Source organism: Actinomycetota bacterium (assembly GCA_035540895.1).
In the GTDB taxonomy this organism is placed as follows: Bacteria; Actinomycetota; JAICYB01; order JAICYB01; family JAICYB01; genus DATLFR01.
The window spans coordinates 1-9,132 of sequence record DATLFR010000135.1; the positions used below are offsets into that span (position 1 = coordinate 1).

At 72.4% G+C, this 9,132-nt stretch carries 11 protein-coding genes; 7 read left to right on the forward strand and 4 right to left on the reverse strand.

Annotated elements, in window-relative coordinates; genetic code table 11:
• The 3 genes from VM840_07555 to VM840_07565 all read right to left on the reverse strand — a co-directional run.
• The coding region (locus tag VM840_07555; protein ID HVL81429.1) for a J domain-containing protein at positions 1–861 on the reverse strand (861 nt) is incomplete at its 3' end.
• Positions 858–1,322: a hypothetical protein gene (locus VM840_07560; GenBank protein HVL81430.1), complete on the reverse strand. Its 465-nt coding sequence runs from the start codon at positions 1,320–1,322 to the stop codon at positions 858–860. The genes VM840_07555 and VM840_07560, both read right to left, overlap by 4 nt.
• Position 1,323: 1 nt before the next feature.
• Positions 1,324–2,193, reverse strand: coding sequence for a hypothetical protein (locus VM840_07565; protein HVL81431.1), 870 nt, complete (start codon positions 2,191–2,193; stop codon positions 1,324–1,326).
• A 167-nt stretch (positions 2,194–2,360) separates the two neighbouring features.
• On the opposite strand from VM840_07565, the gene dapF reads away from it, so the two are divergent.
• The 7 genes from dapF (at position 2,361) to VM840_07600 (ending at position 8,191) form a co-directional block, all read left to right on the forward strand.
• A complete protein-coding gene (dapF, locus tag VM840_07570) occupies positions 2,361–3,269 on the forward strand; it encodes a diaminopimelate epimerase (protein ID HVL81432.1) in 909 nt (302 codons plus the stop codon).
• Positions 3,270–3,277: 8 nt separating this feature from the next.
• The gene (locus tag VM840_07575) at positions 3,278–4,444 is read left to right on the forward strand and encodes an LL-diaminopimelate aminotransferase (protein ID HVL81433.1); all 1,167 of its coding nucleotides are present in this window, start codon (positions 3,278–3,280) and stop codon (positions 4,442–4,444) included.
• Between the two features lie 91 nt (positions 4,445–4,535).
• Entirely contained in the window at positions 4,536–5,879 is a 1,344-nt protein-coding gene (gene hflX, locus VM840_07580) for a GTPase HflX (GenBank protein ID HVL81434.1), read from the forward strand.
• 48 nt (positions 5,880–5,927) lie between these two features.
• A complete protein-coding gene (locus VM840_07585; protein ID HVL81435.1) occupies positions 5,928–6,566 on the forward strand; it encodes an MSMEG_4193 family putative phosphomutase in 639 nt (212 codons plus the stop codon).
• On the forward strand, positions 6,563–7,159 hold the full coding sequence (locus VM840_07590) for a DUF3090 family protein (GenBank protein ID HVL81436.1): 597 nt from the start codon (positions 6,563–6,565) through the stop codon (positions 7,157–7,159). The genes VM840_07585 and VM840_07590 overlap by 4 nt, the downstream gene beginning before the upstream one ends.
• The gene (locus VM840_07595) at positions 7,159–7,860 is read left to right on the forward strand and encodes an SCO1664 family protein (protein ID HVL81437.1); all 702 of its coding nucleotides are present in this window, start codon (positions 7,159–7,161) and stop codon (positions 7,858–7,860) included. The genes VM840_07590 and VM840_07595 overlap by 1 nt, the downstream gene beginning before the upstream one ends.
• Before the next feature lie 73 nt (positions 7,861–7,933).
• Complete coding sequence (locus tag VM840_07600; protein HVL81438.1) at positions 7,934–8,191, forward strand: GlsB/YeaQ/YmgE family stress response membrane protein; 258 nt, start codon at positions 7,934–7,936, stop codon at positions 8,189–8,191.
• Positions 8,192–8,202: 11 nt separating this feature from the next.
• On the opposite strand, the gene VM840_07605 is transcribed toward VM840_07600, so the two are convergent.
• Positions 8,203–9,132 (reverse strand): N-acetylmuramoyl-L-alanine amidase (locus VM840_07605; GenBank protein ID HVL81439.1); only part of this gene is annotated, 930 nt, incomplete at its 5' end.

Genomic DNA, 9,132 nt, shown 5'->3' on the forward strand with positions numbered 1-9,132 from the left:
GCCCGCCACGTGTACCGTCACCCGCCCGAACCCCCGCGTCACCACGAGCGGGTACAGGCCGGCCAGGAGCGCCAGCGCCGCCGCCAGCTGCGCCCACGCCGACCAGGGCGGCGCCCCGACGGGGAGGTGACCGCGGGCCCACCCGACGGTCAGGACCGGGAGGAGCAGCCCGCCTATGAGCCAGCCGACCAGGTCCCGGCGCCTCTGGCTCCCGGGCACCCGTCGCGACCGGGCCGACGGGTGACGCTTGCGCGCGGGCTCGTCGCCGTCCCACGCCTGCAGCTCCGCGGTCTCGACGTCGAGGGAGACCAGCCCGATGGCCGTGCCCCACTCGGCGGCGAGGTCCATCGTGTACCGCTTGTGCTCGGCGAGCAGGTTGGTCTGGATGCGCAGCTTCACCTGAGCGCGTCTCGACGAGCCGTGCAGCAGGTCGCTCTCGATCACGATGGCCGGGTCGGCCGCGCGCACGCGGGGCCGGGCGTCCTGGGGGACCGGGGACTCGAAGCGGACGACGACCACCACCGGGGTGCCTGGCACGACGCTGCGGGACACGATCCGGTCGGGCACCACCCTCAGCGGGACGTAGCGCGGGGCGGGTCGCGGTGGCGCCGCCTGGTCCGGCACGCGCTGCGTCGGGGGCGGGACGTCGTAGGCCTCCCGTTGCACCGGGTCGGCCAGGACGGCCCTCGCCTCGTTCAGGAGCGCCATCAGGTCGGAGGCGGCCCGGACGACGGGTTCCGGCGCGCCCGCGAGACGGTCCGGATGGCAGACCTGCGCGCGGGTCCGGTACGCCGACGCGATCTCCTCCGCCGATGCCCCCCGGGTGACGCCTAGGAGCCGGTAGTGGTCAAGCCGGCTCATCCCGCCCAGGGGAGCAGGTGCCAGGGCAGCAGGGACAGGCCGCCGATGAGCAGGAACGCTCCGGCCGGGCCGCCCGCCGCGGAGGCCAGGACCCGCCGGCCGAACGTGAGCGGCAGGACCGCCTGGAGCAGGTCCGCGATGGCCACCGACAGGACCGCCCAGCCCAGGGGTCCGAGGCTCCCGGCGCCCAGGGGCCAGCGCAGGACGCCGTCGATCATCCAGGTTCCGATCGACGCGACGGCGGCCAGGGGGGCGGCGACCGCCCAGCCGACCATGCCTATGGCGCGGATGGGAGCCGGGTCGGGCAGGACGTAGAGGCCGAGCAGCAGTCCTCCCACCGCGGCCACGGCGAGCTCCGCCCACGGGCTCGACCAGGAGAGCGGGTAACCCCCCACCCAGGGGCCGCCGTCGAAGTCGAGCCGGGTGGCCCGCATGCGTCGGGGCACGAGCGTCTTGGACATCTCAGTGCCGCCACCGGTCGAGGATGAACCAGTCGCCGTCCGACCCGTCGCCGGAGATCACGCCTATGAGGCACGGGTCCGGACGTACGGCCACGTTCGCCGTGGCCGCTCCCGCCTGGGCGGGAGCGCTGATCAGCGCCTGGGTCAGCCTTCCGGCGAGGGAGGCGGCGCGCGCGGCCGCCCGCGTGGCTCCCCGGGTGGTGGCGGAGGCGGCCGTGCGGGCTGCGTCGGTGCCCGTGCGGGCGGCGCGCAGGGTCACCAGGCGCTCGGTCGCCTGGGGGCTGAGGTCGGGGACCTCGTCGGCCAGGTAGTACCGGTCGAAGACGCCTGCCTCCGCCTCCCACGTGCGCATGACGCGTCGGGCGCGGTCCGGGAGCTCTATCCCGTGGTAGGCCTCGAGCGGGTAGATCCGCCAGGACATCCTCCTCTGGTGGTGCATGACGGGGTGGTCGAGGACCGGTCCGCGCCCGGCCCGGTCCATCCGCAGGCCGTGCTCCCGGGCGACCGTCCGGGCCCGGGCGATCCGGTCCGCGTGCACGGTCGCCATGAACGCCGCCCGCGCCTTCTCGGCCCGTCGGGTGCGGCCCTTGGCGAGCGCCGACTCGAGGCGCGTGAGGTGCCCGGCGGCGCGCCTGCGGTTGGCCTCGTCGTGCCAGTCGTGGTCGCCCAACGTCTGCAGGTCGCGGCGGGATGCGGGTACGAGGTCGGGGTCGGGCCGGGCGACGATCTTGATCTCGGGGAACTCCGCCGTGCTCTGGTCGATGCCGAACTCGTCCTGGGCCTCGACGGAGAGCGACTCAGCCTGCACCGCCATGGGTTGGGCCTGCGGCTCGCCGTTCGAGACCAGGTGGACGGGCCTCCTCCAGGCCATCAACACACCTCCGTTCAGTGGTTAACCCCAGTCACATCAACAACAGCGGGCACATCCTCACACCGGAACGGCGGGCATACAAGGCACTTGCCGAAGCCGCAGGTCGGAGGGCCTGGACGTGGTCTCCGGGCCACCGGCCTGCCCGACGTTCCCGGTACTCTGGCCCCATGCGGTTCGCCAAGTGGCACGGGCTCGGGAACGACTTCGTGATGCTCCGCGACTACGAGGGCCGTCTCGGGGCGCCTGGGCGCCTCCCCCGCCGGGCGGTGGCCGCCCTGTGCGACCGACGGACCGGGGTGGGGGCCGACGGCGTCATCCGCGTGCTCGGGCCCGAGGGTGACGGGGAGACGGCCGCGTCCGGCGCCGTCCTTCGGATGGACTACTACAACTCCGACGGCGCCCCGGCCGAGATGTGCGGGAACGGGATCCGTTGCCTGGCGCTGCTCGCCTCCGACGACGGACGGCTCCCGGACGGAGAGCAGGCCGTCCTCACCGGCGCGGGAACGAGGACGGTCCGGCTGGCCGACCGCGGGATGGTGACGGTCGATATGGGGATCCCGGCCCTGACCAGGGAGGACGTCCCGATGAGCGGCACCGGGTCGGCGGTCGACGTGGGGGTGGAGCTCCCCGGCGAGGGGACCCTGGTCGGTACCGGGGTATCGATGGGCAACCCCCACTTCGTCCTCTTCGTCGACGAGATCGGCCGCGACCTCGACGACGACCTGGTGCTGGGGACCGGCTCCCGCCTGGAGACCCATGACGCCTTCCCGGAGCGCACCAACGTCGAGTTCGTCCGCGTCGAGAGCCCGGACGAGCTGGTCATGCGCGTCTGGGAGAGGGGGGTGGGGGAGACGCAGGCGTGCGGGACCGGGGCGTGCGCGGTGGCGGTGGCGGCGGCCTCCAAGGGCCGGGCCGCGCGCCGAACGCGGGTGAGGCTCCCCGGGGGTGACCTCGACATCCACTGGACCCCGGAAGGGACCGTGCTCATGACCGGACCCGCCGAGCAGGTCTACGAGGGGGATCTCAGCGCGGGCTGGCTGTCTTCGATCGGTCTGGACACGGAGGTGACCACGTGACGACGGGCATGTTCGACGCGGCGGAGCGGGTGCGCAACCTGCCCCCGTACCTGTTCGCCGAGATCGACCGGAAGATCTCGGCTCTCAAGGCGCAGGGGACCGACGTCATCTCGTTCGGCGTCGGGGACCCGGACTTCCCGACCCCGTCCCACGTCATCGACGCGCTGAAGGAGGCGGCCGAGGACCCGTCCACCCACCAGTACCCCTCCTACTTCGGGATGCCCGCGTTCCGCGCCGCCGTGTCCGGCTGGATGGAGGGACGGTTCGGTGTGTCGCTCGACCCGGACACCCAGGTCCTGCCCCTGTGGGGGTCGAAGGAGGGGATCGCCCACCTCCCGTTCGCCCTGATCGACCCGGGCGACGTAGCGCTCTGCTCCGACCCGGGCTACCCCGTGTACGACACGTCCACCCGGCTGGCCGGAGGGGAGCCGGTCCCAGTCCCGTGCCTGCGGGAGGACGGGTTCCTCCCGCGGCTCTCCGAGATCGACCGGGACCTCGCCGACCGAGCGAAGATCCTGTGGCTCAACTACCCGGGGAACCCGACCTCGGCCACCTGCGACCTGGCCTTCTTCGAGGAGGCGGTCGACTTCTGCCGGCGTCACCGGATCCTGCTGGCCCACGACGCCGCGTACTCCGAGATCACCTACGACGGGTACGTGGCGCCGAGCGTGCTCGAGGTCCCGGGGGCCACCGACATCGCCGTCGAGTTCCACTCCATGTCCAAGACGTACAACATGACCGGCTGGAGGCTCGGCTGGCTCTGCGGGTCGGCCGAGGCGATCGAGGCGCTGGGCCGGCTCAAGACCAACCTCGACTCGGGCGTCTTCAACGCCATCCAGCGCGCGTCGATAGCCGCGCTGGAGGGCCCCCGTGACTTCCTCGACGCCCAGCTGAAGGTGCTGACCGGACGTCGCGACCGCACGGTCGAGGCGCTGCGCGCCTGCGGCCTCGACGCCACGGCCCCGAAGGGTTCCTTCTACATCTGGGTACCGGTGCCGGACGGCGAGACCTCGGCCGGGTTCGCGACACGCATGCTGGACGACGCCGCCGTGGCCATAACCCCCGGGTCCGGCTACGGACAGCACGGCGAGGGGTACGTCCGCTTCTCTCTCACGCTCCCCGACGACCGGCTCGACGAGGGGCTCTCCCGGATCAGGGAGGCCTTCGGGAGGTAACCCCGCGCGTCGCGCCGGGTCCGCTGGGCGAGTGGTCCCCGATGGGGATCGGGCGCGGCGGAGGCCCCCCTCACGGCCCATACTTGTGCTCATGGCCCGGAAGCGCCAAGAGACCCAGCACACCGCCGTCCTCACACCCCCGGAACGCGTCCTGCTCGTCGGGGTCCAGTTCGAGGGCGTCCACTCCGACGCGGTGGAGCGCAGCCTCGACGAGCTCGAGGCGCTCGTGCAGTCCGCGGGCGGAGAGGTCGTCGGCCGCGTCGTCCAGCGCCGGGACCGTCCCGACCCGGCCACCTTCATCGGGAAGGGCAAGGCGCAGTCGCTGAGCGACTCGGTCCGGGAGCTGGGCGCCGACACCACCGTCTTCGACGAGGAGCTCTCGCCGGCTCAGCTCCGCAACGTGGAGGAGATGGTCACGGGGAAGGTGATCGACCGGACGATCCTGATCCTGGACATCTTCGCCCAGCGGGCCCACTCGAGCGAGGGAAAGCTGCAGGTGGAGCTGGCCCAGCTGATGTACGGGCTCCCGAGGCTGCGCGGTTGGGGGCAGGCCCTGTCGCGGATCGGTGGAGCGGCCGGGGGCGGAGGGTCCGGAGGCGGTGGAGGTCGGGCTCCCATCGGCACGAGGGGGCCGGGCGAGACGCAGCTCGAGGTGGACCGGCGACGCATCGAGCGGCGGATCAACAAGGTCCGTCGCGACCTGCTCGCGTTGGAGGAGCGGCGCCGGCTCAGCCGCAAGAGGCGGGCCGAGCGGATCGAGATCGTCTCGCTGGTGGGGTACACGAACGCGGGCAAGTCGACCCTGCTGAACCACCTGACCCAGGCAGGGGTCCTGACCGAGGACAAGCTCTTCTCGACGCTCGACCCGACCGCCCGCCGGCTCGAGCTGCCCAGCGGGCGTCCCATCGTCCTGACCGACACGGTCGGGTTCATACGCAAGATCCCTCACGGGCTGGTCGAGGCGTTCAAGTCGACCCTCGAAGAGGTCGTCGGAGCCCACGTCCTCCTGCACGTGGTGGACGCCTCCCGCTCCGATCCCGAGATCGACATCGCGGCCGTGGAGGAGGTGCTGGCCGATATCGGGGCGACCGATGCCCCTCGGGTCCTGGCGCTGAACAAGATGGACCTGCTCCCGGAGGGAGAGCGCGCGGCCCTCGAGCGCCGCTTCCCCTCCGCCCACGCGATCTCCGCATCCACCGGCGAAGGCGTCGACCGCCTCCTCGCCGCGATCGACACGATCCTCGACGACCGGGTGGTCGAGGTGGAGGCCGTGGTCCCCTACACGGAGGGGACGTTGATGGCCCGCCTGCACTCCGACGGCCGGGTCGTCCAGGCCGACCACACGCCGGAGGGGGTGAGGGCCCTCGTCCGGGCGAGCTCGGGGGACCTGGCCGCCCTACGCCCCTACCTCCGCGCCCCCGATCCGGGGCCGTAGCCGTCCGCCCGGTCGGACGGTCACCGGGGGACGGGTAGGCTGTCGCACGTGAAGCAGATCGTCCTGCTCGTGCGCCACGCCCAGACCGATTTCGCCCCGGACCGCCTCGCGGGGTGGACGCCCGGCGTCGGCCTGAGCGAGAAGGGCCGCGAGCAGGCGAGAGCGCTGGCGGACCGTATGCGTCCCGTGCGTCTGCGAGCCCTGTACTCGAGCCCGCTGGACCGGTGCCTCATCACGGCGGACGCGGTCGCGGAAGGCCGGAAGCTGACCGTCGAGGTGGACGAGAGGTTGGGAGAAGCGAGGTTCGGCCGGTGGGACGGCAAGCGGTACGCCACGCTGCGAAAGATGCCGCTGTGGCGCACGGTCCAGCTGCTCCCCAGCCAGGCCCGGTTCCCGGGGGGTGAGAGCGTCCTCGAGATGCAGTCCCGGGCGGTGGCCGCGGTCGAGGAGATCAGGTCGGCGCACCGGTCCGGGGTCGTCGCGCTCGTCTCCCACGCGGACGTGATCAAGGCGGTCGCCGCCCACTACCTCGGGATGCACATCGACCTCTTCCAGCGGCTCGACGTCCTGCCCGCCTCGGTGACCGCTATAGGGTTCGGCGACATGTTCCCGCGCCTCCTTCGCCTGGGCGACACGGGCGATCTCAGCCCGTACGCCGCCTCCCGGCCCGGGGGGAGGACCCCATGAGCGAGCCGTTCGAGGTGCAGCCGGTCTCGTGGATCACGACCGGCGCGGTCGGGGAGCCCGGACAACGGACCTTCTTCATCCAGGCCGCGATCGGTGACGACGTCGTGACCCTCCTGGTCGAGAAGGAGCAGGTGGACGCTCTGGCCCGGCACGTACAGGCCCTCCTCATCCGGCTGGGCGAGGAGAGGGTGGTGGGGGCGGAGGCCACCGCCGACCCCGCTCCCGAGCTACAGGAGCCGCTCGAACCGCTCTTCCGGGTCGGGCAGATGGCGCTCGGCTACGACGCCGAGCGCGACCTCGTGCTCCTGCAGTGCGAGGAGTTCGTCCCTCCCGACGAGGACGAGGACGACGACGACGAGGAGGACGACGACCCGGAGGAGGAGTGGGACATCGCCGACCTCCTGGGAGACGACTCCGGGACGAACGTCCGGTTCTGGGTCGCGAGGCAGCGGATGCGGTCCCTGGCCGCCCGGGGGGTGGAGATCGTGGCGCAGGGGCGTCCCCGGTGCAGGCTCTGCGGCCAGCCCATCGAACCGGAGGGCCACGTCTGCCCGGCCCAGAACGGACACCGCGAGATCGGCGAGTTCCGGTAGTGGACCGCGACCGCGCCCTGAGCCTGCTGGCCGAGGGCGAGATGGAGATCGTAGGCCTGCTGCCGATGGCCTCGAACGCGACCCTGCTCACGACGGTCGACGACGGAGAGCTCTGCGCCCACGCCGTGTACAAGCCTCAGCGCGGGGAGCGACCCCTGTGGGACTTCCCCGACGGAACGCTGTGCCTGCGCGAGCAGGCCGCCTGGGTCGTGGACGACGAGCTCGGGTGGGGGCTGGTGCCCCCCACCGTGCTGCGGGAGGGACCCGCCGGCCTGGGCGCCCTGCAGCTGTACGTCGATCACGACTCGGATGCGGACCTGCAGGCCTACCTGGACGAGCATCCGGGCGAGCTGGCCCGGTTGGCCCTGTTCGACCACGTGATCAACAACGCCGACCGCAAGGGGGGTCACTGCCTGCTGGACCCGGACGGGCGCCTGTGGGGGGTGGACCACGGCGTGACCTTCCACACCGAGCCCAAGGTGCGGACGGTCATCTGGGCCTTCGCCTCCGACCCCATCCCCGACGCGCTCCTCGCCGACCTCGAGGCGTTCCACGACCGCGGCGCCGGCTCGGACCGGCTCGCCGAACTCTTGACCCAGGCCGAGATCGACGCCCTCCTGGACCGGGTCCGGACCCTCATCGTGACCCGCCGGTTCCCCCTCCCGGGTCCCGGCCCCCAGGTCCCGTGGCCGCCCTGGTGACCTCAGATGCTTCAGATCCGGCGCCGTAGGGGAGAGGCTGGGGGTCGAAGATCACCCGAAGAGGGAGGGATGCATGCTCGGATTCATCATCGGTCTGATCCTGATCGGGCTCATCGCGGGCGCCCTGGCGCGGCTCCTGGTCCCGGGCCGAGACCCCATGAGCATCCCGATGACGATCCTGCTCGGTATCGCGGGCTCGTTCATCGGAGGCTTGATAGGCCGGGCGCTGTTCGGTGAGGACTACACGGTCGGTCTCATCATGTCCGTGCTGGGGGCGGTCCTGCTCCTGCTCATCTACCGGCAGTTCAACAAGCGCGGCGCGCGCGCGTAGCGCCCGCGGGTCTAGGCCGGGTCCACGCACTGGACCCGGCCTCCGCCCGCCGGGGTCCCCCTCGGGTACGGCTCCACGAACCCCGACCCCGGGTCGTCCGTCGTGGCGTACCTCACCAGGGCCCGGTAGATGGCGTTGGCCGTCAGGCGCTGTACGTCCGCGCGGCGCAGGAGAGCCTCCTCCCGCGCGTGCGAGATGAACATGATCTCGAGCAGGGCCGACGGGACCTGGGCCCCCCGCAGGATCCCGTAGTAGTCGCCGCCCCGCGAGTTCCGGCGGTACTTCGCGCCGGCGTCCGTGTCGGACATCCAAGGCCCCCCGAGGGGGGTGAGGGCGCCCCTGATCTCCTCGAGGGCGAGCCCGGCGATCCGCTTCGACCCCTGCGACCCCGGTGTTGCCACCTGGTAGTACGTCTCCGTCCCCGGCTGGGCCGACGGGCCGTCGGGCTCGGCGTTGTTGTGGATCGAGACCAGCGCGTGGGCGTTCAGCGCGTTGGCCAGTGCCGTCCGGTAGCCGAGCGTCGCGAAGTGATCCGAGTCGCGGGTGAGGAACACCCGGGGTGCGCCGTGTCCCCGCTCCGGCATCCCTTCGAGGGCGGGAGCCTCCCGGAGCAGGTCGGCCAGATGGGCGGCGATGGCCAGGTTGACCTCCTTCTCCCTCAGGCCGCCCGGGCCTACCGCGCCCGCGTCGATGCCGCCGTGACCGGGGTCCAGGACGAAGGTCGCGCTGCCCAACCCGGTCAGGCCGGGGGTGGGGGCCGGAGGGTGAAGCCGGACGTCGGACGCCGAGACCCAGACCCCCTCCAGGCAGGGGGTCCGGACGGCCAGGAAGTCCCCGGACCGTCCGGTGACGGGCAGCAGGATCCCCGCTCTGAGCCTGCTCACGCCGGGCGCGTCCGCTCCGGGTCCGGACCGCACCACGGTCGGGCCCACCGTCTCGGC

What these genes read in the sequence shown, in the direction of transcription:
- VM840_07560 (HVL81430.1), bottom strand. Translation starts at nt 1,322, where the DNA reads ATGTCCAAGACGCTCGTGCCCCGACGCATGCGGGCCACCCGGCTCGAC.
- VM840_07565 (HVL81431.1), bottom strand. Translation starts at nt 2,193, where the DNA reads ATGGCCTGGAGGAGGCCCGTCCACCTGGTCTCGAACGGCGAGCCGCAG.
- dapF (HVL81432.1), top strand. Translation starts at nt 2,361, where the DNA reads ATGCGGTTCGCCAAGTGGCACGGGCTCGGGAACGACTTCGTGATGCTC.
- VM840_07575 (HVL81433.1), top strand. Translation starts at nt 3,278, where the DNA reads ATGTTCGACGCGGCGGAGCGGGTGCGCAACCTGCCCCCGTACCTGTTC.
- hflX (HVL81434.1), top strand. Translation starts at nt 4,536, where the DNA reads ATGGCCCGGAAGCGCCAAGAGACCCAGCACACCGCCGTCCTCACACCC.
- VM840_07590 (HVL81436.1), top strand. Translation starts at nt 6,563, where the DNA reads ATGAGCGAGCCGTTCGAGGTGCAGCCGGTCTCGTGGATCACGACCGGC.
- VM840_07600 (HVL81438.1), top strand. Translation starts at nt 7,934, where the DNA reads ATGCTCGGATTCATCATCGGTCTGATCCTGATCGGGCTCATCGCGGGC.